Consider the following 23,428-nt stretch of genomic DNA (forward strand, 5'->3'; position numbering starts at 1 on the left):
CCGTGATACCCCCATGACCTGAACCCGCTGCACGGCGGGCCTGCGTCTCCCTACAGTCGCCATCACCCCGATGAACGACACGGCGACCGCGCCAGGAGACACCCCATGGGCCCCACACCCCCTTCTTCATTCCCCCGCGCACCGCGCATGACCGGGAGCCACCAGCCATGAGCAGCGATGCTGTGGTCGATGTGCTGGTCATCGGCGGCGGCAACGCCGCCCTGTGCGCCGCCCTGATGGCACGCGAGGCGGGCGCCAGCGTGCTGCTGCTCGAATCCGCCCCGCGCGCCTGGCGCGGCGGCAACTCGGCCCACACCCGCAACCTGCGCTGCATGCACGACGCGCCGCAGGACGTGCTGGTCGATGCCTACCCCGAGGACGAGTTCTGGCAAGACCTGCTCAAGGTAACGGGCGGACTGACCAACGAACACCTGGCGCGCCTGGTGATCCGCGAGTCGAGCACCTGCCGCCCCTGGATGCGCCGCCACGGCGTGCACTTTCAGCCCGCGCTGGCAGGCACGCTCCATGTGGCACGCACCAATGCGTTCTTCATGGGCGGAGGCAAGGCGCTGGTCAACGCCTACTACCGCAGCGCGGAGCGGCTGGGCGTGGAGATCCGCTACGAAGCGCCCGTGGAGCGCATCGAGATGGACGGCCGCCGCTTCATCGCCGCGCACCTCGCCAACGGCGAGCGCATTGCCGCCAAGAGCTGCGTGCTGGCCGCAGGGGGGTTTGAATCGAACCGCGAATGGCTGCGCGAAGCCTGGGGCCAGAACGAGCGCGGCGAGTGGCCGGCCGACAACTTCCTGATCCGCGGCACGGCCTACAACAAGGGGGTGCTGCTCAAGCACCTGCTCGACGACCACGGCGCCGACCGCATCGGCGACCCCACGCAGGCGCACATGGTGGCCATCGACGCGCGCGCGCCGCTGTACGACGGCGGCATCTGCACGCGCATCGACTGCGTGTCGCTGGGCGTGGTGGTCAACCGCGCGGGCGAACGCTTCTACGACGAGGGCGAGGACTTCTGGCCCAAGCGCTATGCCATCTGGGGCCGCCTGGTGGCGCAGCAGCCAGGGCAGATCGGCTACTCCATCATCGACAGCAAGGCGATTGGCCGCTTCATGCCGCCCGTGTTCCCGGGCGTGAAGGCCGACACGCTGCCCGAGCTGGCGCAAAAGCTCGGCCTGCCCGTGGATACCTTCATGCGCACGCTCAACGACTACAACGCCGCCTGCCGCGTGGGCCAGTTCGACCACACCACGCTGGACGACTGCCACACCGAAGGCGTGGCGCCCGCCAAGACACACTGGGCGCGGCCCATCGACACCGGACCGTTCTACGGCTATGCGCTCAAGCCTGGCGTCACCTTCACCTACCTCGGCCTGCATACCGACGACACGGCGGCCGTGCGCTTCAACAACCAGCCCAGCCCCAACCTGTTCGTGGCCGGCGAAATGATGGCCGGCAACGTGCTGGGCAAGGGCTACACCGCCGGCGTGGGCATGAGCATTGGCACTGCGTTTGGCCGCATTGCGGGCACGCAGGCAGCTTTGGCCTCCAAACGGCCGGTAGCGCCAGTCGCACATGCCTCAATTGCTACAAAACAAGGAGCAAACCATGCAAACGCTTGAGGCCCTGACCCGCGACGCCCGGGCGCTGGCGAATGGCGGCATCGTGCTGTCTGCGCCCGAGACCGAGGTGGCGCGCCAGCTGCAGATCTGCAACGCCTGCCGCTACTGCGAAGGCTTTTGCGCTGTGTTCCCGGCCATGACGCGGCGGCTGGAGTTTGGCAAGGCCGACATTCACTTCATTGCCAACCTGTGCCACAACTGCGGCGCCTGCCTGCACGCCTGCCAGTACGCGCCACCGCATGAGTTTGCGGTGAACATTCCGCAGGCCATGGCCCAGGTGCGCGGCCAGACCTATGCCGACTACGCCTGGCCGCCCGCACTGGGCCAGCTCTACCAGCGCAACGGCCTCACGTTGGCGCTGGCGCTGGTGGCCGGGCTCACGCTGTTCCTGCTGCTGGCCGTGGCGCTGAACGGGCAAGGGTTCGCTGCGCTGTGGCAGGCGCCGGTGGGCGGCTTCTACGGCATCTTTCCGCACAACCTGCTGGTGGGCCTGTTCGCACCGGTGTTCCTGTTCGCCGCGCTCGCGCTGGGCCTGGGCGTGCGCCGCTTCTGGCGCGATGTGACACCAGCCACCAGCGGCGCGCGCCTGTCGCCTCCAGCGGCTGCCGAGGCCACCGACGCCGTGCTGCGCCTCAAATACCTGGACGGCGGCCACGGCGACGGCTGCCACAACGAGGACGACGCCTACACCCTGTCGCGCAGGCGCATGCACCACCTCACGTTCTACGGCTTCATGCTGTGTTTTGCGGCCACCAGCGTGGCGACGCTGTACCACTACCTGCTGGCCTTGCCTGCACCGTACGACCTGCCCAGCCTGCCCAAGCTGCTGGGCGGCGTGGGCGGCATCAGCCTGGCGATTGGCACGGCTGGCCTGTGGCGGCTGAACCTGCGCCGCCACCCGCAACACGGCGACGCCGCACAAAAGCCCATGGACCGCGCCTTCATCGCGCTGCTGTTCCTCACCGCCACCAGCGGCCTGGCCCTGTGGGCGGTGCGTGGCACCGCAGGCCTGCCGCTGCTGCTGTGCCTGCACCTGGGCGCGGTGATGGCGCTGTTCGCCACCATGCCCTATGGCAAGTTTGCGCACGGCATCTTCCGCACCGCGTCGCTGCTGCGCCATGCCGTGGAAAAGCGACAGCCCAACCCCATCGGTCTGGGCGCCGACTGATCCCCAGCCCCCCAACAACCCACGATGAAGGAGACCCCCATGAACCCCAAAAGAACCCTGCTGCGTTGCGCCTTGGCGCTGGCCACCCTGCCTCTCGCCTTGGGCGCTGCGGCGCAAGACTTTCCGCCCAAGAAGCCCGTCACGCTGGTCGTGGGCTTTGCCGCAGGCGGCGCGGCCGATGCGGCGGCACGGCTCATCGCCAAGAAGCTGGGCGAGAACATCGGCCAGTCGGTGGTGGTGGACAACAAGGGCGGCGCAGGCGGCAACATCGCGCACCAGTTTGTGGCCAATGCGCCCGCCGATGGCTCGGTGCTGCTGCTCGGGTCGGTGGGACCACTCACCATTGCCCCGCACCTGATGAAGGTGGCCTACGACCCCTTCAAGGACCTGGCCGCCGTGTCGGGCGGGGTGAACTTTCCGAACGTGCTGGTGGTGCACAAGGGCGCGGGCGTGAAGACGCTGGCCGAGTTTGTGCAGCTGTCCAAGAAGAAGCCCGGCAGCGTGGACTTTGCCTCCACCGGCGCGGGCTCGGCATCGCACCTGGCGGGTGAACTGTTCAACCAGCGCGCGGGCATCGACATGACCCACGTGCCCTACAAGGGCGGCGCCCCCGCGCTGCAGGACCTGCTGGGCGAGCGCGTGACTTCGTACTTCGCCGCGCCCCCCACTGCGCTGCCGCATGTGGAGACGGGCAAGCTCATACCGCTGGCCACCACCGGCCTCACGCGCCCGGCCTACCTGCCCAACATCCCTACCGTGGCGGAGTCGGGCTATCCGGGCTTTGAGGCGCTCAACTGGTACGCCTTTGTGGCGCCGGGCAAAACGCCCGCGCCGCTGCTGGACCGCTGGAACCAGGAGATCGTGAAGGTGCTGAACGACCCGGGCGTGAAAGAGGCGCTGAACAAGCACGGCCTCACGCCGCAGCCCACCACACGCGCCGAGCTGACGGCCTTCATGAAGAAGGAATCGACCCAGTGGGCCACCATCATCAAGGAACGCAAGCTGACGGCGGACTAGCAAGGGCCGGCACCGCGCGATGCCTCCATAGCACCATCCGCCTGCACCAACCCATCGTCCAGCAGCTGCGCGAGCCAGCCGCCGAGCACGGTGGGGTCGCCCTTCCACAGGCCGCTGCCCAGCAGCGCCGCGCAGGCGTCGTGGACCGAGGCACCGGCGTGCATCGCTTGCACCCAGGCAGACTCGGCCGCGTCGAGCGTGCGAAAGTGCGGCTGGTGGCCTTTGCGCCAGACCAGCAGCGTGGCTGGTGCGGACAGAGCCACGGCCTCGGGCACGTCGTCATCCGTGTGGATGGCGTTCCACACGCCCACGACGTTCGTCGTGATCGTTCGCAGCAAGGCGCTGGGGTGCAGCACACCGGGGCGGGTGGTCCAGGTGTCCGATGCCTGAGCTGCCGCAGTCTCCAGGGTCGGCACATCGGCACTGTCAAAGCGGGTGCGCAAATCCCAGTCGAGCTGGGCCAGTTCATGCAGCTCGGGGTTGTCGGGGTATTGCACTCGCAGCGCTTCCACCAGGCCCTCACCGTAGCGATTAAGGCTGCGTGTCTGCGGCGGATGGGCCACCGCAAAAGCGCGGGCATGCTCATCGAAGCTGTCTGACCCCATGTAGAGAAACGTCTTGGCGTAGGTGTCTGCCAATACTTCGGACAGTCGTGCGCGGTAGGCATGGTGGTAGATGGGCAGGCGCCCGGTGACAGGGTCATCGGGTGTGGCTTGCGGCAGCGCGCCGGCCAGCACCTGGTCGGCGAAGTGGCGCTGTACCGCAGCCAGTGGCAGCGGGTCCACTGCGGGGGCCAAAGGCATGACTGCAGCAGTTGCGGGTTCGGGCGAGGCCAAGGTCTCTGCCGCTATGCGCCGCGCCGTCGCCAACTCATCGAGCAGGTCGGCCAGCGGCGGAATGTGGTCGTCGCGCTCGATCATCGCGGCCACGGCGCCAAAGCGCTGGCAGGCCTGGGCGTAAAGATCCCACACCGGTTGCGCTACCGGGTGGTCGTGCGTGTCGATGATGTGGTCGCCGTTGTCGCTGTGCCCAGCCAGATGAATCTGCTGCACGCGATGCGCGGGCAGTGCCTGCAGGTACATCAGCGGGTCAAAGCCATGGTTCACGCTGCTCACGTAGATGTTGTTCACATCGACCAGCAGCAGGCAGTCGGCCTCCTCAGCAATGTGGGCCAGAAACTGCCACTCGCTCGCGCTGTCTTGCCGGTAGCGGACGTAGCTCGACACATTCTCCAGCACCAGCCTGCGGCCCAGCACGTCTTGCGCATGGCGGATCTGCGCGATCACGTGGCGTGCAGACTCGTCGGTGTAAGGCAGCGGGTACAGGTCGTGCAACTGCTCGGGGCCCGGGCCCGTCCAGCACAGGTGGTCGGACACCCACAACGGCTCGATGCGGTCGGCCAGCGCCTTCACGCGCTGCAGATACGGCACGTCCACGCCCTGCGACGCACCGATGGACATCGCAACGCCATGCATGGCCACGGGGTAGTCGCGCCGGATGGCATCGAGCACCGCCAGCGGCTTGCCGCCATCGATGAGGTAGTTGTCGGTGATGATTTCCAGCCAGTCGAGCGGCTGCTTGCGCGCGAGGAAATCGGCGTAGTGCTGCGTGCGCAGCCCCAGGCCAAAGCCGGTGCCGCGCGTAGCTATGAGGTCATGTGCCATGGCGAAATCAAGGTATCAAAGTGCGGGCACTGGGCATGATCGCCGAGACTGGCACGCCCTGATGCCAGCACCGCCGCGCAAGGGCCGCCCCGCCGCGCTGGCGGTGTCCCCCTGGGGGGATGGCGCGCAGCGCCTCAGGGGGCTTGTTGCCTTATCCCTTGATATCGCCGATGGTGCCCTTCTCCATCAGGCACTGGGCTGCGGTCTTGGCCTTGAAGCCGTGGCCCTTGCAGGCGTTCTGGCCTTTGCAGCTGTGCTCTGCGGTAGAGCAGTCGCTGTTGCCCTTGCAGTCGTGCACGTTGTAGCAGTGCACGGTGTCGTTGGCGCCAATGGCCGCGCCTTTGGCACCCTTGGGCAGATCCGCTGCGAAGCTGGTGGATGCCAGTGCCAGCAGGGCGGCAGACAGGGCAAAGGAAGCGGTGGACTTGGCTTGGGTAGACAGCATGGTGAGTAACTCCGTAAACGTTGAGGGATGAATGAAGCGGGTAGATCACGCTGCACAACTGAGCGCTCTCTGCCTGGTAATTCGTCCCCCGCGCACTGCGGGTTACAGGCCGTCCAAAAACTTTCTCGTGTTGTCGTCTGGCGCTATTGCGCAGAGGGTTCCGTCACCGAAATGTCAGTGTGCACCAGCGTCAGCGGAAAACGCTGGCCTGCCAGGTAGTCCTCCAGGCAGCGCAGCAGCAGGGGGCTGCGATGGCGCTCGGGGCAGGCGCGGATCTCGTCGGCCGTGAGCCACAGCGTGCGCACGATGCCGGTGTCGAGCGTGCGCCAGTCATGGTGCGTGCCCAGCGTGCCCGCAAACGCAAAACGCATGTAGGTGATGTCGTCCCCCGTGCGCGTCTTGGTGAAGCGGTTGAGGTACACGCCAATCAACGCTGTGGGCTCGAAGTCGTGGGCGGTTTCTTCCAGCACCTCGCGCGCGCAGGCCTGGATGGGCGACTCGCCCGGGTCCAGGTGGCCGGCAGGGTTGTTGAGCTTGAGGCCGTCGGTGGTTTCTTCCTCGACCAGCAGAAAGCGGCCATCGCGCTCGATGAGGGCGGCCACGGTGACGTTGGGTTTCCAGCGGTGGGGCATGGCGGGCATTATGACGAGGGCGGGTGACACTGCGCCGACAAGGTCTAAGAACGTGTTTACGATCTCGCAGGGGATCGCGTTGGAGCGCAATCGGGATGAGTGGATGCTTCGGATGCGCCGCATGGGCTCATGCCCATGCAAGCAGCTGGGGCGTCCAATCACCCGATTTCGCTCCAACCCTTCGGGCAGTGGTCTTTGCGGGCGGTCTGCGGCGTTGCGGCGCTTGTGGATAGCCAAGCTATCCACTACGCACCGCGCCTTGCATCCCATCCCGCAAAGACCGCTGCGCGACCTCTGGGAGATCGTAAACACGTTCTAAAGCGCTCGCGCCATGTACACCGCGCCTTCGCCGTAGCTGGCCAGGCGGGCCTGCTGGGTGGCGTCCTGCAAGGGGTGCAGCGCATAGCCCTGCCGCTGCCAGTAGGCCTGCGAGCCCTGCACCGAGACCAGCGCGCTGTGCCGCAGCCCTTCTGCGCGGGCCTTCACCCACAGGGGCTGCAGCAGCGCGTGGGCCAGGCCTTGCCCCGCATGGGCAGGCAGCACGGCCATGTCGTGCAGGTACAGCGTGTCGGGCTGGGCAGTGGCTTCAAAGTCGCCATGCAGCGGGGTGACCTTGCAGCGCACGCTGCGGTAAGCCGCCAGATAGGCACACACCGTGCCGCCCTGCTCCAGCACCAGCGAACAATTGGCGGGACTGGCGAGGCGGCGGGCAAACACCTCGCCGCTCTCCACAAACCCCTCGCCATAGCAGGCCAGCTGCACGGCCAGCAGATCGGACAGGTCGCTCAGCGCCAGCGGGCGCACCACCACGGACATGAGTGAGCTTGGTTCGATCAGTGCGGCAGCACGGGCGCCTGCACGAAGTCGTCCAGCGACAGGCCCTTTTCCTTCAGCAGCGCCTCCAGCACCGGCTGCAGGCGGCCCAGGCTCTCCTGCACGGCCTCGCGCACGGTGTCCACCACCACCTGGGTGCTGCGCTCGATCTCGATGTTCAGGCGGTCGCCCACCTGCTTGGCCTCAAACACCGTGGCGCGGCGGGTCTCGGGGATCATCCAGATCTCGAACCAGCCCTCCTGCCGGTTCACCTCGGCCACCGTGAGGCTGGCGCCGTGGATGGCGATGTAGCCCTTGGCAAAGATGTAGCGGCGAAACGCCTCGGGCACGGCCACGCGCCACACCAGGTTGTTGTCGAACTCGCGCCGCTCAATCAGCGTGCCGGTGAAGTCCACATGGCCCGACAGCGGGTGGCCGCCGATTTCGGCACCGTCCTTGGCCGCGCGCTCCACGTTCACGCGGTCGCCCTGGCCGTAGCTGCCCAGCGTGGTGATGTTCAGGCTCTGCAGCATCACGTCGAAGTTGGCCTGCGTGGGCGACAGGATCTCGGTCACCGTGAGGCACACGCCATCGGTGGCCACGCTGGCGCCAATGGCCAGGTCCTGGCAGAAGCCCTCGGGGAAATCGAGCGTGAAGGTGCGCAGCCCTGCGCGGTCGTGGATGGCGGCAATGCCTGCCGTGGCTTGGACGATGCCTGTGAACATGGTGGCGCGGCTTGTGGAGCGTTGGAAGGGGAACCGGGAATTTTGCCACCCGGCCCCCACCGCGCGCTGGCGCCGGGTTACTTGGCCCGGAGCAGCTCGCCCACTTCGAGCAGCACCAACTCGTTGTCATCCGCCTTGTTGGGGTCGCGGCTGCTGCTGAAGGGCAGGTTGTTGTCGTTGCCCACCACGATGTGCGTGCTGTCCACGATGTCCACGTTCTCGATGGTGAAGAACGGGAAGGTGAGAACGCCGCTGTTCAGCGGCTTGCGCGCCAGGCGCTGCGGGTCCTGGATGTTCATGAGGTCGATGTAGCCCACCTTGCGGATCTCGCCGCCCACATTGGCGTCGCTCATCTCCACCTTGTAGACGCGCTTGAACTTGGCCAGGTCGTGGAAGCAGTCCGTGCGCTTGGTGCCTTCGGGGCAGGCCTTGTCGGCCGTGCCTTCGCCGTTGTCGCGCTCGATGATCAAACCGGTGGTGCCGTCGATCATGTTGAAGTCGCCAATCGCGTGGTGGTTGGCCTCCAGCACGTACTTCCAGTGGCGGCCGGTCCATTGCTCGGTCTTCACATCAAATTCGAGCACGCGCAGGTACTGCTTGCCGCCCACGTTTTCGTACGCCTTCGCGCTGTCGTTCCACAGCGCACCTTCGAGCAGCGCATAGAGCTTGCTGCCGTTCTTGCTGGAGGCCATGCCTTCGTAGCCCTTGGAGCGCTTGACTTCAAACGGCGTGGGCTTGGCGTCGGGGGCACCGGGCATCAGCACACCGGGCGCATCGGGCGAGCGCACGACCTTGCCGTCCACCTGCGTCTCGAACACGGCCAGCACCTTGCCGTTCAGGTCGGCCTTGATGAGGAAGGGGCCAAACTCTTCGCCGATCCACAGTGCGCCACCGGCGAACTGGAAACTCTCGGGGTCGAAGTCAGCGCCCGTCAGGTAGCGCTTGTCGGTGCCTTCGTGGGTGATGCGAAACGGCACCTTCTTGTCGGGGTCGTGCAGGAAGACAGTCTTGAGGCGGTTGAACTGGCCGCTTTGGAAGTCCACGGTGTAGTGGCTCAGGTGCAGCATGAAGTCGGGCGAGTTGGCCTTGGAGCCCGCGCCGTTGTCGGTCAGTATCCAGAACGAGCCGTCGGCCATGCGCTTGATGCCCGAGTGGCCCTGGAGGGGCTGGCCCTGAAACGGCAACGACACACCCGTGTCGCGGCCGCCCGACTGGCCCATCACGCTGCCCACGGCGTCCACACGGCGGGGGGTGGTGAACTTGCCGGCCACCTGCAGATCTTGCGGGGCGTCCTTGGGCGCAGCAACCACGGTGAGGGCGGGCAGCACGGCGTGGCCGGCCAGGGTGGCAGGGTAGGCCTGCTGGGCGATGGCGGGGGTGGCGGCTGCGCACAGCAGCGCTGCGCAGGCGGCAATCAGGGACAGTCGGGACATGGTGGTCAAGGGGAAGAGAGCCAAAACCGTGAACGATGCCGCCGCCCTGTGACACCGCCATGAAAAGCGGTTCTCCAACGCCCCCCACCAGGTAACGCCGGATCGGGCACACACCAGGGACCTTGCCAGGGACCTTTTGCCGCTGGCATGAGTCACACCCGCCTCACCCCACCCGCACGGCCTGCGCACCCGCCATGGAAACCCTCTCTGCACTGCAATCCCTCGGCCTGGAGCTGCCCAGCCCGGCCTACATCGTGGGCGCCATCCTGTTTGGCCTGATCGGCATGGCGGCGTACTGGCACGGCAAGCGTGCGCAGCAGCCTCGCACCCGCTGGTGGGGCGTGGCGTTGATGTTTTATCCCTACGTGGTCTCGGCCACCTGGCTGCTGTACGCCGTGGGCGTCGCGTTGTGCCTGGGAATGTGGTGGGACGGGCAGCGCGGCTAGGAATCCTCTGCACCAAGGCATCAACTGGCGGCGGCCACCAGCCCTGCGCGGTGCCCGCGCGTGAAGGCTTCTTCAAACACCGAATACCCCGACCAGTCGGCATGCGCAAACGCCAGCCGTGCGGTGGTGGGCGTGGGCAGCCAGGCGGCACGCTCACCATTTGATAGCACCTTGGGCATGAAAGACCTGCGCTCCAGGCCGATTTGGCTCAAAAACTGCTGCAAACCCGGTGTGGGGATGGACATGGCGTGCCCGTAGCGGGTGATGTCCACGCGCGTGGCGCGCTGGCGCAGGTCAGGGTGCGGCACCGCCAGGGCGGCCAGGGCGGCGTCAGCCCAGTGCTGCCAGGGCTGGGTGGCCAGCTGCTGGCGGCCGTCCGCCCGGTCGCCCAGCGCCTGGTAGTAGGTAAGCACGGTGGGGCCGGCCAGCGTGGCGCGGGTGTCCAGGCGCTGGTGGCCGGCGTTCACATAGCCCAGGCCCCCCGCCGTGGGGTCGGCATACAGGACGTTGTCCCAGGCCGGCGCGGCGCCGGGGCGGTCGGTGAGCGGACTTTGGATGTGGATGTTGGCCACCAGCCAGGGCGCCCACGACAGACGCTGGGCCGCCCCGGTGAGGAAGGCGGGCGCGTTCTGCACCACGCGCGCCGCCACGAAGACGGGCAGCGCCACGATGCAGCGTGGCGCCTGCCAGCGCTCCACGCTGTCGGTGGCGTGGTTGAACGCATCCACCTCCACGCCGTGGCGGCCTTCGGTGATGCGCAGCACGCTGGTGCCGGCGCGCAGCTGGCCGCCGCCGTGGGACGTGTTGGCCAGCGGCTCGGCCAGGCGCCGGGTGATCCAGCCATTGCCCTCGGGCCAGGTCAAAACGCTTTCGCGGGCTTCGTCCACGGCCTCGCCGGGCGCATGAAAGCCATGGCGGCTGGCAAAGTAGTGGATGCCCGCCCAGGCCGAGACGCGGTCGGCCCCGGCGCCGTAGTCGTCGCGGCAGCAGTAGTCCAGGTACCAGCGCAGGTGGGCATCGTCCAGCCCTTCCTGCGCCAGCCAGGCGGCAAACGTCATCGCGTCCAGCGCCTGCTGGCTGGGCGCCAGTGGGCGCTTGGCGGTCCACAGCTTGAGTGCGGGCATGGCAAACCGGGCGGCGTGGGCCTGCGCGTCCACGGCCTGGGCAAAGCGGCGGTACTGCGCCAGCGTGGCCTCGCCCACGCCCTGCACGGGCAGCAGGCCATCCTGCCACTCGCCATCGAAGTACAGGCGCTCCTGCGGGCTGTGGCACAGGTGGCGTTCGTCGTACTGCCAGCGCCCGGCCACACGCTGGCGCAGGCCCAGCTCCTCCAGCAGGTCCTGCACCTCGCGCGCGTCGTCGCCCGGCACAGGCAGATAGTGCGCGCCCTGCGGGCAGGTGATGCCGTTGACGGCGGTGCCCCGGCTGTTGCCGCCTGCGGTGTCTTCCAGCTCCAGCAGCGCAAAGTCCTGCACGCCTGCCAGGCGCAGCGCGCGCGCGGCGGCCAGCCCCGCCACGCCACCACCGGCAATGATGACCTGCGCGCGGCGCACCACGGCGGGCTCGGGCCAGGTGCCGCGCGCCAGCCACTCACGCAGCTGGTGGCCGCGTGCCATGTTGATGCCGGTGAAGCCGCCTTCCAGCGGCGGCACGGCGCGGTCGCACCCGCCCAGCGCAGCCGTGGCCAGGGCGGCGGCGCCCGCCACGAACTGGCGGCGCTGCAGGGTCCAGGGGGTCATGCGGTCACGCCTCAATCGGCCCAGCGGGCGCGGATCTCAAGCAGCTGCGGCACCAGCGGGGCGAACAGCGCCACCAAAGCGGGGTCGAAGTGTTTGCCGGCCTGCGCTGCAATGTGGTCCAGCGCATCCTGCACGGGCCAGGGTTCCTTGTAGGGGCGGCGGGTGGTGAGCGCATCGAACACATCGGCCACGGCAACAATGCGCGCCGACACCGGAATGGCCTCGCCCGCCAGGCCGCGCGGGTAGCCGCTGCCGTCCCACTTTTCGTGGTGGGCCAGCGCAATCTCACGGGCCAGCTGCAGCACGCCGGACGGGTGCTCGCCAATGATCTCGGCGCCGATCTCGGGGTGGCGGCGCATGGTGTCCCACTCATCGGCGTTCAGCGGGCCGGGCTTGCGCAGCACGGCGTCGGGGATGCCGATCTTGCCCACGTCGTGCATGGGCGCGGCGTTGAGCAGGTCTTCGGCCCAGGCCGGGCTGTGGCCGGCAGCCAGGGCCAGCAGCTGGGCAAAGTGGCTCATGCGGATCACATGCATGCCGGTTTCGTTGTCCTTGTACTCGGCCGCGCGGCCCAGGCGCTGCACGATCTGCAGGCGGGTTTCACGCAGCTCGTCCATGCGCACCAGCGACAGGTGGGTGCGCACCCGCGCGCGCACCACGGGCGGGCTGACGGGCTTGGTGATGTAGTCCACCGCGCCCGCGTCAAACCCGGCAGTTTCGTCCTGGCTGTCGGTCAGGGCGGTGATGAAGATCACCGGGATGGAGGCAGTGGCGGCATCGGCCTTGAGCGCGCGGCACACGGCATAGCCGTCCAGGTTCGGCATCATGATGTCGAGCAGCACCAGGTCGGGCCGCTGCTCGCGCGCCACCTGCAGCGCGCGTTCGCCGTCGGTGGCAAACAGCAGGCGGTAGTCGGACTGCAAGATGTGGCGCAGCACCTGCAGGTTGGTGGGCTCATCGTCCACCAGCAACAGGCGGGGCCGCTGGTCAGGGGCCGGTGTCATGCGGGGTTCTCCAGGGGTTCGTCCAGCCAGTGCGTGCGCAGCTGCTGCAACTGCACCCCGGCCTGGTCAAAGTCAAAGCGGTCGATGGCCTCTTGCAGCCGCTCGGTGGCATCTGCAGGCAGCAGCTGCACCAGCAGGTCCAACGGCGGCTGGGCCAGCTCGGACTGTGCCAGGGCCTGCTGCAGCGCCTGCGCGGCGTCCCGGGCCTGCTGGCGTTGGTCGGCGGTCAGCGGTGCGTGCTGGCCCACGCCGGGGGCGGGCGCTGCGGCGGCCTCGGCCTCTTGGGCCAGGGCCAGCTCCACGGCCTGCAACGCGGCGGGCAGGGCGGCCACCAGCGGCTGCAGTGCCGTGCGGTCCAGGCTGTGGGCGGCTTCCTCGATGCGCTGCGCCAGCGTTTGCAAGGGGCCCAGCGCCAGGTTGCCCGCTGCACCGCGCAGGCGGTGGGCCAGCGCACGGGCAGCGTCCATGTCGGGCTGCGCCACCAGGGCCTGCAAGGTGGCGGGGGTAGCGGCATGGTCGGTCAGCAGGCGCGCCACGGCATCGCGCAGCAGCGCACGCTGGCCCCAGAGGCGGGTGCCACGCTCCCAGTCCACCGCGGCGATGGTGGCGTGGGGGACCGGTGGCATGTCGGCGGCGCGCGTCAAGGTCTGCAGGCTGCTCCACCCCGATGTGGAGGTGTCGGGCTGCAGATGCAGCACGCGGGCGATCTCGCGGAACAGGCGGGCGGGCTCCAGCGGCTTGCTTGCAAAACCGTCCATGCCCGCAGCACGTGCGTTGCGCCGGTCCTGCTCCAGCACGCTGGCCGACAGCGCGATCACCGGCACCGGCTTGCGCCGCCGGGCCTGCTCGAACGCACGGATGCGGCGCGTGGCCTCCAGGCCGTCCATGCCGGGCATCTGCAAGTCCATCAGCACCACATCGAAGCGCCCGCCTTCGTAGGCGGCAACAGCGCTTTCGCCATCCCGCGCCACGGTCACCTGGTGGCGCCCCCGGTCCAGGTGGATCTGCAGCAGCTCGATGTTGGCCGGCACATCGTCCACCACCAGCATGCGCAGCGGCGGCAGCTGGACCGCATGGCTCACGGTGGCCACTGCCGCCGTGGCCTGACCCACCGGCAAAGGTACACACACGGTGAACGTGGTGCCCACACCCAGGGTGCTGCGCACGCTGATGCTGCCGCCCATCAGCTCCACCAGCTGGCGCGAGATGGTGGTGCCCAGGCCGGTGCCGCCGAACTGCCGGGTGGTGGATGCGTCGGCCTGCGCAAAGGGGTCGAAGATGCGCTCCAGGTGCTGCGCCGCGATGCCGATGCCCGTGTCCTCCACCTCCATCACCAGCGTGCCGTCGTGGTAGTCCAGCCGCAGCAGCACATGGCCGCGCTCGGTGAACTTGAGCGCGTTGCCCAGCAGGTTCAGCAGCACCTGCTGCAGGCGCAGTGCATCGCCCCGCAGGTAGGGCGGCACCCGGTCGTCCGTCAGGCACTGCAGCGCGAGCCCCTTCTTGCCCGCATGGATGCGCAGCGAGGCGAGGATCTGGTCGCACACCTCTTGCAGCGAGAAGTCCGCAATCTCCAGTTCCACCGCGCCTTTTTCCAGTTTGGCGGTGTCCAGGATGTCATTGAGCAGGCGCAGCATGGAGCGCGCCGCATGCTGCACGGTGCCCAGGTGGCGGCGCTGCTGCGCGTCCATGGGGGTGTCGAGCAGGGCCTCGGTGAAGCCGATGATGGCGTTCATGGGCGTGCGGATCTCGTGGCTCATGTTGGCCAGGAAGGTGCTGCGCGCGGCTGCGGCCTGCTCGGCACGCTCCTTGGCGGCGCGCAGCTCTTGCTCCATGGCACGGCGCTGGGTGAGGTCGGTCGCAAACTTGACGACCTTGAACGGCTGGCCCTGGGCGTCGAAGATGGGGTTGTAGGTGGCCTGGATCCAGATGCGCCGCCCGTCCTTGCCCAGTCGCTGATATTCACCGCCATCGAGCTGGCCAGCTCGCAGTTGCTCCCAGAACTGCGCGTACGCCTCGGTCTGCGCGTAGGCGGGCTCGCAGAACATGCGGTGGTGCTGGCCCACGATCTCTTCCAGCCGGTAGCCCATGAGTTCTCGAAAGTTGGCGTTGGCGTTGAGCACATGGCCCTGCATGTCGAACTCCACCACCGCGAGCGCGCGGTTGATGGCGCGCACCGTGCTCTCGAACTCGGCGTTGCGCTCGCGAAAGACGGTCATGTCCATGATGACGCCGTCGATCCACAGCACCTGGCCGTCATCGCCGACCACGGGGCGGCCGCTTTCCGACACCCAGCGCAGGCACCCGTCACGGTCCCGCAGGCCAAACTCCACGTGGTAGGGCCGGTGCTCCTGGATGGCCATGGAGACTTCCGCCCACAGGCGGTCCACCTCTTCGGGCAGCGTGAGCTGGGTGAAGTTGATACGGCCGTCCAGAAAGTCCTGCGGCAACCAGCCCGTGAGTGCGGTCACCGCATCGCTGATGAACAGCATGGTCCAGTCGGCATCGTGGCGGCATCGGAAAGTGACGCCCGGAATGTTGGCCATGAGCGAGCGCAGGCGCTGCTCGCTGGCCTGCAGCTCCTGCTCCATGGCGCGGCGCTGTGTCAGGTCGCTGATGAAGCCCACGAACACCGGCGCGCCATCCAGCGGCACGCGGCCTATGGAGATGCGAATGGGCACGGTACTGCCATCCGGCCGCAAAGCCAGCACCTCGCGGCTGTTGGCGCCGACCACGCCACCGCCCTGGCCTTGCAGGTAGCGCTGCAGGTAGGTGTCGTGGCGCGAGCGGTCGGGCTCGGGCATGAGCATGGACACGTTCTGGCCCACCACTTCGTCGGGACGCCAGCCCAGGATGCGCTCGGCCGCTGCGTTGAAGGACTGCACACGGCCCTGCGCATCGATCATCACCATGCCGTCCACGGCGGTGTCGGCAATGGCGCGCAAGCGGGACTCGCTCTGGCGCATCTGCAGGAACATCTGCCGGTAACGCAAGCCCGCGTTGATGGCGATCACCAGCAGCCCGATACCCGACGCCACTGCAGCAACGGCCAGTGCCAGGGGCGCGCCGTCGGCCGCAGTCAGCAGTTCCAGCTCGTTGGGGGCGTCAATGAAACGCAAGGCCGCCATGCCGGTGTAGTGCATGCCCGCAATCGCCAGCCCCATGACCACACCGGCCACCGCATTGAGCCACCGGGCGCGCCAACGCACCACGCGCTCCAGCCCAAACCGCACCCACAGGGCCACGATGGCCAGCAACACAGCCACCAGCACCGAGGCGGCAAACCCCCAGGGGTCGTACCGCATGACAGGCGCCCACTGCGACGCTGCCATGCCGATGTAGTGCATGGCGCCAATGCCAGCGCCCACCAGCACCCCACCCACCACCAGGGCGGAGCGGCTGATCTCGCGGCGCATCAGCAAGCCCAGCGCCACCCACGACGCGCCCACGCTGGGCAGCAGGGACAGCACGGTGGTCCACGCATCAAACTGGCCCCGCGCGCACACCGTGAAGGCCAGCATGCCGATGAAGTGCATGGACCAGATGCCGCCGCCCAGCGCCATCGCCCCGGACCCCCGCGCCATCTGGCGCATGAACCGGGTGTCGGCGCGGCGGGCCAGACCCGCCATCTGCAGCGCCAGCACGGAGGCCAGCACCGCCATGCCCACCGACAGCGTCACCAGCCAGGGATCGTGCTGCGCCCAAAGCAGCGGATAGGGCTGTGCGTCAGAAAGGAAAAAAAGGTCCAGCATCGGGGGCGCCCACGGCGATCAGGTCTTGGCAGCTTTGTAGCCGATTGTGCTGCCCATGCCAGCGGGCAGAACCCCTGCAAATTGCTCGGCGAATGGCTGTTGGAGCCCAGTCCACCGGCGGCTCAATGCGCCACCACCTTGCCCCATTCGCGCTCGTAGCTGTGCACCAGCGCCTGGTTGGACAGGCGGTTCACGTCGGCCGGCACCCGCGCCATGTCGAGCGGAAAGTCGAACAGCAGCGGCAGCGACGGGGCGCTCAGGAACCGGAGCCCGGGGGGCAGGGCCTCGGGCAGGCGCCACGGCCTGCGGCTGGCGATGACATAGCCCCATTCGCCAAAGCTGGGCACATGGGCGTGGTAGGGCGCTGTCGAGAGGCCCACGGATTCGATGGTCTGCACCACCGTCCAGAAGCTCTGGCGCGCCACCAGCGGCGAGGTGGTCTGCACCACGGCGTAGCCACTGGCCGCCAGCCGCTTGTCCAGCAACGCATAAAAGCTGTTGGTGTAAAGCTTGCCGATGGAGAAGTTGGTGGGATCGGGGAAGTCCACCACGATCACGTCAAAAAGGTCCGTCCCCTGCTGCAGCCACCCAAAGGCATCGGTGTTGACGATGGTCACCTTGGGGTTTTGCAGCGCGTGGCCGTTGAGCTTTGCCAGCGTGGGGTTCTCGCTGAAGATGCGGGTCATGGCCGGGTCCAGTTCGACCAGGGTGACGGACTCGACCGAGGGGTACTTGAGGATTTCGCGCACCGCCATGCCATCGCCGCCGCCCAGCACCGCCACCCGCTTGGGCGCGCCGTGGGCCGCCATGGCGGGGTGCACCAGGGCCTCGTGGTAGCGGTATTCGTCGGACTCGGAGAACTGCAGGTTTCCGTTGAGGTACAGCCGGTGGCCATAGCGGCCCTGCGTGACCACAATGCGCTGGTAGGGCGTGGCCGTGGTGAAGATGATGCGGTCCTGGTAGAACTTGTCTTCGGCAAAGCTCGTGATCTGCTCAGACCCCGCCAGTCCCGCCAGCAACAGGCCCACCACCATCAGGCAGGCGAACAAATGGGCTTGGAGGCGCCGCAGCTCATGCCGGAACAGCCACACCGCCCACAGCGCCACTGCGGCATTCATCAGCCCGAACAGCAGCCCGGTGCGGATGAGCCCCAGGTGCGGCACCAGCAGCAGCGGAAACGCCAGCGACACCGCCAGCGCGCCCAGGTAGTCGAACGTGAGCACCTGCGAGACCAGATCCTTGAGCACCACGTTGCGTTTGAGGATGCGCATGACCAGCGGAATCTCCAACCCCACCAGCGTGCCCACCATCAGCACCATGCCGTACAGCAGGAACCGGAACGCGCCCGGCGCATACGCATTGGCCAGGAACAGCGTGGCGGGCAGCGCGCCGCCGATCAGCGCCACCAGCAGCTCGATGCGCAGGAAGTGCGCGGGCAGCTGCCGCTCGAAGTAGCGCGACAGCCACGACCCCAGGCCCATGGCAAACAGGTAGGTGCCAATGATGGTGCTGAACTGCAGCACCGAGTCGCCCAGCACATAGGACGCCAGCGCCCCGGCGGCCAGTTCGTACAGCAGGCCGCAGGCTGCCACCACAAACACGCTGATGAGCAGCGCGATGTCAATGGGGCGGGGGCCAGAGGATGGGGGCGGCACCGCAGGCGCGGGCGCGACGGGAGACGGGGTGGGAGACGACAAGGCAGCGGTCAGCGCACCCTGCCGGGTGCGCCGCTTCGTTCATTCAGGCGGTAGGGGCTCGAAAACGCGTCAATGCGTCAATGGATGGCAGCCGCCACGATGATGCTGATGCCCAGGCACATCGCGGCCACCACCAGGCCCAGGGCCTGGTTCTGCTTTTCGACGATCTCGCGCCACAGGTCATAGGGCGTGATCTTGTCCACGATGACAAAGGCCAGCCAGAAGATGATGACGCCAATGATGGCGTAGAGGATGGACCCGAGAAATGCCGCGGGTTTGAGCCATTCGAATCCCATCATGGTGTGATCTCCTTGAAACGTGGTGTCGGTGAGTGTGGCTGGCGGATGAACAGAAGCAAGCGCCGCACTACTTGTGGCTGCCGCCCGATGAATATCCGCCGTACGAGCCCCCCGAGCTGCGGTAGCTGGAGGACGAGGAACAGTTTTCGACCCGGGGATCGCAGCTGGAGCAACGGCTGAGCAAGATGAGCAGGATCAGGATCACCACGGCGATGATGATGATGGTGCCGCAGCCCAGGCCGGATTTGGCCACGAACGGGCCAGGGTCGTCGCGCTTCAGGACATCTTTCTTGTCGTCCAGCTTGAACGCCTTGGCCACCGTGTCGCTGGACAGCTTGTCCCCCGCAGACCAGGTGATCTCGTTCGGGCTCTGCTCCATCGACAGCAGGCCCTTGCTGCTGGCAAAGTCGCGGTTGGTGGTCTTCTGCCCGCGCGTGACCTGCCAGTAGAACTCGCCCAGCACATAGGTGGTCTCGGCCTCGTAGGTGTACTTGAGGTCGTACTTGGTGCCCATGTACGTGGCGGAGCGGCCCGTGGCCGCCATCTGCGGCGCGCCGGTGGTGGGGCGCACCATGCTCCAGCCTTCTTCGGAATCGACCAGGAACGCGAAGCCACGCTTCTGGTTGTAGAGCAGGTATTCGCTCCAGCCAAAGTGCTCGTCGTCGCCGGGCTCCACGCCCATGCGGTGCTGAAAGCCCACCACCTGCCAGTGCACGCCTTGCAGCTGGCCTTTGCTGCCCAGCGGGATGAGGGGCTGCACGGGTTCGTCCTGCTCGGCCGAGCGCAGTTCGCCGCCCACGCCGCTGTCCAGGCTGATGATGCTGGCGCAGGAGCCGCAGGTGATGCTTTTGGAGGTGGACAGCTGCACCTGCACCGGTGCACCGCAATGCGGGCAGTTGAACTGGCGGCCTTTTTCGTCCTTGGCGGATTCGTCCTTGAGGCCCTGCAACTGCAGGTCTTCGAGCAGCACGGCCTTGCCGCGCTCTACATTGGGTGGGGTGTGGCCGTAGTCGATGCTGACCACTTCGCCGTCGGCGCTGCGCAACTCGACCATGCCGAAGGGCTGGCCCAGCGGTGGCAGCTTGGGCAGCTCGCCCTGGGCCGAGATCAGCTGCGCCTGGCCGGTGTAGGCCACGCTGTAGGGCTTGCCGTTGATGGCCGTGGTGGTGCCGATGCGAAAGCGCTCGGGCGCAGGCATCTCGCGGCCGGGGTCGATGGGCCGGGTGAAGACGTAAGCACCGTTGTCCTCGCCCAGCGTGGCCAGCGTGCCGTCATTCAGAAAGGCCGCCCATTCGGTCCACACGCCCGCGTCGCCCTTGTACTGCAGGCGGCCGATGAGGGTGAAGGGAACGTCCTTGCCATCGAGCTGAATGCGCCCGCTGGCCATGAGCTGCAGCGGGCTGTGGTCCTCGAACAGCTCGGCCATCTTGCCCAGGCGCGTGAGCACGTCGCCACTGCGCACCACGGTGCTCTGGCAGTAGCCGCAGACGGCATGGGTGGACTGCGCGCTCTTGAACTCCACCGGCGCGCCACAGCCGGGGCAGGGCGCGCGGTAATAGCGCTGGGTGGGGTCGGTGGCCATCGTGTGGAGTGTTCTGCCCGCGCCGCGCTAAACGGCTTTGAAGCCCTATTGGCCTCTAGCGCTTATCCCTCCGGCGCAAACAGCTATTTTTATGATAGCAATCGATCCGATCGATCAGACGAGCTTCTTGAGCAGTTCGGCCTTCTTGGCGTCGAACTCTTCCTGCGTGAGGATGCCCTTGGACTTGAGCTCGCCCAGCTTCTCCAGCGTGGCCATCACGTCTTCGGGCTTGACGCCCACTGCAGCGGCCGCCGCTGCGGGCGCTGCCTGGGCTGCTGCGCCGCCGCCTTGCAGGCCCTGCTGCAGGTTCTGCGCCAGCACCTGGCCCAGCGCCACACCCGCGCCCAGACCCATGGCGTCACCCGCCACACCGCCACCGTTGCCCGCGCCCTCGGCAAATTTGGGGATGGCCTGCGCCGTCTGGTACTGCATGAATTTGGCCATGTCGTTGCCAACCATGCCCATGCCGATCTTCTGGTCGAGGATCTTCTGCAGCTCTTCGGGCAGCGAGACGTTCTGCACCGTGAGGGACTCGATCAAGATGCCCAGCTTGGCGAAGATGGGCGCCAGCTCCTTGGTCAGCGCATCGGCAAACATGACCTGGTTGGCCGCCAGGTCCAGGAACGGCAGGCCGCTACCGGCAATGGCGTTGCTGATGTTCTGCAATACCAGGCCACGCAGCTGGCCTTCCAGGTCGGCCACGGGGTAGGACTCGCGCGTGCCCGAGATCTCGGTGTGGAACAGCTTGGGGTCGGCGATACGGAAGGCGTAGTTGCCGAACGCGCGCAGGCGCACGGCGCCAAAGTCCTTGTCGCGGATCGTGATGGGCTGGGGTGTGCCCCACTTCTGGTCGATCTGCTGGCGTGTGCTGAAGAAGTACACATCGCTCTTGAAGGGGGACTCAAAGAGCTTGTCCCAGTTCTTCAGGTACGTGAGCACCGGCAGCGTCTGCGTGGTGAGCTTGTAGGTGCCGGGGCCAAACACGTCGGCCACCTGGCCTTCGTTCACGAAGATGGCCATCTGCGACTCGCGCACCACCAGCGTGCCGCCGTTCTGGATTTCCATGTCGCGCATGGGGAAGCGCCAGGCCAGCGTGCCGTCCCCCTCTTCGGTCCACTGAATGATGTCAATGAACTGTTTCTTGATGAAGTCCATGAGGGCCATGTGTGCTCCCAAAGCAAAAGAGGGGGTTGAAAAGAGCGGCCATCATAGCAACGGGGGCTTTGGTGGCAGCGGCTTTTTTCAGTGGCGGAACGTGAACTAGTTCACGCGCAGAACCAGTCTGTTTGGGATAGGCGCTGTGGCGCTTCGCAAGGCGTCATTGGATAGCGGCTATCTGTGCCTTAGCGATGATCAATTGGCTTTCGCTATTGCGGATCACTACCATTCAACCATCCCTGCTGCACCGCTGCAGGCTCTGTTGAACCAAGGAGTCCGCCATGTCCCTCATCCGCCGCGTTGCCCGCCAGAACCAAACCATGCTGATGAAGACGGGCAGCTACTACCTCATCCACATCTGCGTGGCCGCTCTGGTGGCCTATGCCGTCACCGGCAACCTGTGGGCCTCGCTCACCCTGAGCCTGCTGGAGCCCACGGTGCAGGCGGTGGCCTTCTTCTTCCATGAAAAGGCGTGGGACCGGGCTGGTCGGCGCGCTGCACGCCAAAGCGCTACTGCATCGCCCAGCAGCAGTCCAGCCATCCAGGGCGCCTGAACAAACTCACGACAAGGAGCACCGCCATGTACGCCATTCCACTGCGCAGCCGCACCGCCACGGGCTTGGCCTTTCAACGCTGGCTGGTCCAGCGCCTGGCGGGGCTGGCCGATACCAACTGATAACGGGCAGTCCTCTCTGCCTGCGCCAGAAACGAACATGCCCCGGCCAGCGGGGCATGAGGGTTAGAACACAAACAGGCGGTGAATGGGCAGCGCTCAGGCTTTCACATCCAGCAAGGAGCCCATCATTTCGTCCTGCGTCTTGATGGTCTGCAGATTCGCCTTGAACGCGTAAGTGGCCGACATCTGCTCCACCGCCTCTTGCTCCAGCGCCACGCCCTTGGCGTCCTGTTCGCGCTGCACGGTGGCTCGCACGCCAGCGCTTTCGGCCACTTCTTCTTGTGCAACCACCTCGCGGCGGTAGCCGGGGGTGTTCATGTTGGCCACGTTGTTGGCCGACGCGTCTAGCCGCAACTGGGCGGCCTGAAGGCCTGAACTGCCGATGGAGGAAATGCTGGCCATGGGCGCTGCTCCCGATGTCACACAATGTTGCAAAGAAGGCGAATTGTCCGCCGCGCCGCGGCAGCTGGCAAGCCGCAGCCCCGCAATACCCCTGTCAGCGACCGGGCCGGTGCGCATCCTCCAGGCATTGCGCAAACGCCTGCGCCGCGCGGGCGGGGGCGGGGGAGCGGCGCATCAGGCTCACAAACTGGCAGTGGTAGTGGAACAGCGACGGGTTCACCGCCTGCATGCGGCCCTGGCGCTCGAAGGCCTCGGCGTAGTGGTCGGGCAAGAACCCGAGAAAGCGGCCCGACAGGATCAGCGTGGCGATGGACTCCTGGTCAAACCCCGTGGCCGCACGCTGCAGCCGGGCCTGGTGGCTCAACTCCATATTGGGCGAGTGGTAGCCCAGCCCCGCAAACTGGTAGCCGCGCACGGCATGCCAGTCGGCCGGAGGCGATGACGCCCCAAACAGCGGGTGGCCCGCGCCGCAGTACAGCAGCATGGTCTCGCCAAACAGGTCGGCGTAGGCCAGGCTTTGCGAGCTGCGGTGCGCGGGGATGATGCCCACCTGGTAGCTGCCATCGATCACACCGCGCTCGATGGCGTTGATGGAGCCCACATGCAGTTGCAGTTGCACATCGGGGGCCTGGGCGGTGAAGGCGGCAATCGCCTCGCCAATGCGGGCGGCCGGGTTGCTGGCGGTTTTGTCGAACACCGCCACGGCCAGCTGCCCGCCCATGCGCGAGTGGATGTCGTCCACGCTGTCGCGAAAGCTGCGCACCGAGGCCAGCAGGCGCAGGGTTTCGTCATACACCCGCTGCCCCTCGGCCGTCAGCGCAAACCCCGCCCGCCCCCGGCGGCACAGCGTGAGGCCCAGGCGGGCTTCCAGGTCCTTGATGTGGCGGCTGACGGTGCTGGTGCCGATGTTCAGCTCCAGCTCGGCGGCCGACATGCCGCCGCACTCCACCACGCTCTTGAACACCTGCAGCAGGCGCAGGTCCATGTCGCTGAGCTGGCCCAGCACGGCGCGGTGTTTGCCCGGTACTGCGGGCACTGAAGCTTGGGGGGATGGAACCGGGTCTTTTACTTGCATAAATCGTCAAGTAAACATTGATATTGGATTATTTGAGAGATTAACAGGCGGCGCAACAATGCCCTACATC

At 67.1% G+C, this 23,428-nt stretch carries 20 protein-coding genes; 5 read left to right on the forward strand and 15 right to left on the reverse strand.

Translation table 11 applies throughout. The features are described 5' to 3' along the window. The first annotated feature begins 167 nt into the window (after positions 1 to 167). From tcuA to C8C96_RS03230, 3 genes are read left to right on the forward strand one after another with little or no spacing between them, the layout of a single operon-like run. Positions 168 to 1,634, forward strand: coding sequence for an FAD-dependent tricarballylate dehydrogenase TcuA (gene tcuA / locus C8C96_RS03220; RefSeq protein WP_121941406.1), 1,467 nt, complete (start codon positions 168 to 170; stop codon positions 1,632 to 1,634). Next, positions 1,621 to 2,802 (forward strand): tricarballylate utilization 4Fe-4S protein TcuB, encoded by a 1,182-nt coding sequence (gene tcuB / locus C8C96_RS03225; protein ID WP_121941407.1) that lies wholly within the window; start codon positions 1,621 to 1,623, stop codon positions 2,800 to 2,802. The genes tcuA and tcuB overlap by 14 nt, the downstream gene beginning before the upstream one ends. A gap of 39 nt (positions 2,803 to 2,841) precedes the next feature. Further along, on the forward strand, positions 2,842 to 3,819 hold the full coding sequence (locus C8C96_RS03230; RefSeq protein ID WP_056056701.1) for a tripartite tricarboxylate transporter substrate binding protein: 978 nt from the start codon (positions 2,842 to 2,844) through the stop codon (positions 3,817 to 3,819). Here the strand turns inward: C8C96_RS03230 and C8C96_RS25390 are convergent. From C8C96_RS25390 to C8C96_RS03260, 6 genes are all read right to left on the reverse strand, one after another. Beyond that, complete coding sequence (locus tag C8C96_RS25390; protein WP_121941408.1) at positions 3,816 to 5,483, reverse strand: DUF692 family multinuclear iron-containing protein; 1,668 nt, start codon at positions 5,481 to 5,483, stop codon at positions 3,816 to 3,818. The genes C8C96_RS03230 and C8C96_RS25390 overlap by 4 nt on opposite strands. Positions 5,484 to 5,634: 151 nt before the next feature. Continuing rightward, a complete protein-coding gene (locus C8C96_RS03240) occupies positions 5,635 to 5,928 on the reverse strand; it encodes a hypothetical protein (RefSeq protein WP_082522271.1) in 294 nt (97 codons plus the stop codon). A gap of 143 nt (positions 5,929 to 6,071) precedes the next feature. Further along, on the reverse strand, positions 6,072 to 6,560 hold the full coding sequence (locus C8C96_RS03245) for an NUDIX hydrolase (RefSeq protein WP_056057615.1): 489 nt from the start codon (positions 6,558 to 6,560) through the stop codon (positions 6,072 to 6,074). A 315-nt stretch (positions 6,561 to 6,875) separates the two neighbouring features. Beyond that, a complete protein-coding gene (locus tag C8C96_RS03250; RefSeq protein WP_121941409.1) occupies positions 6,876 to 7,376 on the reverse strand; it encodes a GNAT family N-acetyltransferase in 501 nt (166 codons plus the stop codon). A gap of 17 nt (positions 7,377 to 7,393) precedes the next feature. After that, positions 7,394 to 8,098 (reverse strand): riboflavin synthase subunit alpha, encoded by a 705-nt coding sequence (locus C8C96_RS03255; protein ID WP_121941410.1) that lies wholly within the window; start codon positions 8,096 to 8,098, stop codon positions 7,394 to 7,396. Positions 8,099 to 8,175: 77 nt separating this feature from the next. Next, positions 8,176 to 9,531 (reverse strand): esterase-like activity of phytase family protein, encoded by a 1,356-nt coding sequence (locus tag C8C96_RS03260; RefSeq protein WP_199737427.1) that lies wholly within the window; start codon positions 9,529 to 9,531, stop codon positions 8,176 to 8,178. Between the two features lie 194 nt (positions 9,532 to 9,725). Here C8C96_RS03260 and C8C96_RS03265 point away from each other — a divergent pair, with 194 nt between their 5' ends. Continuing rightward, entirely contained in the window at positions 9,726 to 9,977 is a 252-nt protein-coding gene (locus tag C8C96_RS03265) for a hypothetical protein (RefSeq protein ID WP_056056709.1), read from the forward strand. A gap of 20 nt (positions 9,978 to 9,997) precedes the next feature. Here C8C96_RS03265 and C8C96_RS03270 read toward each other — a convergent pair whose 3' ends face one another. From C8C96_RS03270 to C8C96_RS03300, 7 genes are all read right to left on the reverse strand, one after another. After that, on the reverse strand, positions 9,998 to 11,716 hold the full coding sequence (locus C8C96_RS03270; RefSeq protein WP_199737428.1) for an NAD(P)-binding protein: 1,719 nt from the start codon (positions 11,714 to 11,716) through the stop codon (positions 9,998 to 10,000). An 11-nt stretch (positions 11,717 to 11,727) separates the two neighbouring features. Continuing rightward, complete coding sequence (locus tag C8C96_RS03275; protein ID WP_056742703.1) at positions 11,728 to 12,720, reverse strand: two-component system response regulator; 993 nt, start codon at positions 12,718 to 12,720, stop codon at positions 11,728 to 11,730. Next, complete coding sequence (locus C8C96_RS03280; protein WP_121941412.1) at positions 12,717 to 16,469, reverse strand: PAS domain S-box protein; 3,753 nt, start codon at positions 16,467 to 16,469, stop codon at positions 12,717 to 12,719. The genes C8C96_RS03275 and C8C96_RS03280 overlap by 4 nt, the downstream gene beginning before the upstream one ends. 122 nt (positions 16,470 to 16,591) lie before the next feature. Then, on the reverse strand, positions 16,592 to 18,166 hold the full coding sequence (locus C8C96_RS03285; protein ID WP_370107347.1) for a polyamine aminopropyltransferase: 1,575 nt from the start codon (positions 18,164 to 18,166) through the stop codon (positions 16,592 to 16,594). Positions 18,167 to 18,243: 77 nt separating this feature from the next. Further along, the gene (locus C8C96_RS03290; RefSeq protein WP_015016355.1) at positions 18,244 to 18,462 is read right to left on the reverse strand and encodes a DUF350 domain-containing protein; all 219 of its coding nucleotides are present in this window, start codon (positions 18,460 to 18,462) and stop codon (positions 18,244 to 18,246) included. Positions 18,463 to 18,532: 70 nt separating this feature from the next. Next, on the reverse strand, positions 18,533 to 20,047 hold the full coding sequence (locus tag C8C96_RS03295) for a DUF4178 domain-containing protein (RefSeq protein WP_121941414.1): 1,515 nt from the start codon (positions 20,045 to 20,047) through the stop codon (positions 18,533 to 18,535). Positions 20,048 to 20,161: 114 nt separating this feature from the next. After that, a complete protein-coding gene (locus C8C96_RS03300) occupies positions 20,162 to 21,211 on the reverse strand; it encodes an SPFH domain-containing protein (RefSeq protein WP_056056717.1) in 1,050 nt (349 codons plus the stop codon). 275 nt (positions 21,212 to 21,486) lie between these two features. On the opposite strand from C8C96_RS03300, the gene C8C96_RS03305 reads away from it, so the two are divergent. Beyond that, the gene (locus tag C8C96_RS03305; RefSeq protein ID WP_121941415.1) at positions 21,487 to 21,759 is read left to right on the forward strand and encodes a DUF2061 domain-containing protein; all 273 of its coding nucleotides are present in this window, start codon (positions 21,487 to 21,489) and stop codon (positions 21,757 to 21,759) included. A 218-nt stretch (positions 21,760 to 21,977) separates the two neighbouring features. Here the strand turns inward: C8C96_RS03305 and C8C96_RS03310 are convergent, their stop codons facing one another. After that, positions 21,978 to 22,283, reverse strand: coding sequence for a flagellar basal body protein (locus C8C96_RS03310; protein ID WP_015016359.1), 306 nt, complete (start codon positions 22,281 to 22,283; stop codon positions 21,978 to 21,980). A gap of 94 nt (positions 22,284 to 22,377) precedes the next feature. Beyond that, complete coding sequence (locus C8C96_RS03315) at positions 22,378 to 23,358, reverse strand: LysR family transcriptional regulator (protein ID WP_099731720.1); 981 nt, start codon at positions 23,356 to 23,358, stop codon at positions 22,378 to 22,380. Positions 23,359 to 23,428 lie beyond the last annotated feature (70 nt).

This window comes from Acidovorax sp. 100, from assembly GCF_003688355.1.
Lineage (GTDB): Bacteria > Pseudomonadota > Gammaproteobacteria > Burkholderiales > Burkholderiaceae_C > Acidovorax > Acidovorax delafieldii.

Coding starts and splice junctions, on each gene's coding strand:
- tcuA (WP_121941406.1), top strand. CDS start 168: ATGAGCAGCGATGCTGTGGTCGATGTGCTGGTCATCGGCGGCGGCAAC.
- tcuB (WP_121941407.1), top strand. CDS start 1,621: ATGCAAACGCTTGAGGCCCTGACCCGCGACGCCCGGGCGCTGGCGAAT.
- C8C96_RS03230 (WP_056056701.1), top strand. CDS start 2,842: ATGAACCCCAAAAGAACCCTGCTGCGTTGCGCCTTGGCGCTGGCCACC.
- C8C96_RS25390 (WP_121941408.1), bottom strand. CDS start 5,483: ATGGCACATGACCTCATAGCTACGCGCGGCACCGGCTTTGGCCTGGGG.
- C8C96_RS03240 (WP_082522271.1), bottom strand. CDS start 5,928: ATGCTGTCTACCCAAGCCAAGTCCACCGCTTCCTTTGCCCTGTCTGCC.
- C8C96_RS03245 (WP_056057615.1), bottom strand. CDS start 6,560: ATGCCCCACCGCTGGAAACCCAACGTCACCGTGGCCGCCCTCATCGAG.
- C8C96_RS03250 (WP_121941409.1), bottom strand. CDS start 7,376: ATGTCCGTGGTGGTGCGCCCGCTGGCGCTGAGCGACCTGTCCGATCTG.
- C8C96_RS03255 (WP_121941410.1), bottom strand. CDS start 8,098: ATGTTCACAGGCATCGTCCAAGCCACGGCAGGCATTGCCGCCATCCAC.
- C8C96_RS03260 (WP_199737427.1), bottom strand. CDS start 9,531: ATGTCCCGACTGTCCCTGATTGCCGCCTGCGCAGCGCTGCTGTGCGCA.
- C8C96_RS03265 (WP_056056709.1), top strand. CDS start 9,726: ATGGAAACCCTCTCTGCACTGCAATCCCTCGGCCTGGAGCTGCCCAGC.
- C8C96_RS03270 (WP_199737428.1), bottom strand. CDS start 11,716: ATGACCCCCTGGACCCTGCAGCGCCGCCAGTTCGTGGCGGGCGCCGCC.
- C8C96_RS03275 (WP_056742703.1), bottom strand. CDS start 12,720: ATGACACCGGCCCCTGACCAGCGGCCCCGCCTGTTGCTGGTGGACGAT.
- C8C96_RS03280 (WP_121941412.1), bottom strand. CDS start 16,469: ATGCTGGACCTTTTTTTCCTTTCTGACGCACAGCCCTATCCGCTGCTT.
- C8C96_RS03290 (WP_015016355.1), bottom strand. CDS start 18,462: ATGGGATTCGAATGGCTCAAACCCGCGGCATTTCTCGGGTCCATCCTC.
- C8C96_RS03295 (WP_121941414.1), bottom strand. CDS start 20,047: ATGGCCACCGACCCCACCCAGCGCTATTACCGCGCGCCCTGCCCCGGC.
- C8C96_RS03300 (WP_056056717.1), bottom strand. CDS start 21,211: ATGGCCCTCATGGACTTCATCAAGAAACAGTTCATTGACATCATTCAG.
- C8C96_RS03305 (WP_121941415.1), top strand. CDS start 21,487: ATGTCCCTCATCCGCCGCGTTGCCCGCCAGAACCAAACCATGCTGATG.
- C8C96_RS03310 (WP_015016359.1), bottom strand. CDS start 22,283: ATGGCCAGCATTTCCTCCATCGGCAGTTCAGGCCTTCAGGCCGCCCAG.
- C8C96_RS03315 (WP_099731720.1), bottom strand. CDS start 23,358: ATGCAAGTAAAAGACCCGGTTCCATCCCCCCAAGCTTCAGTGCCCGCA.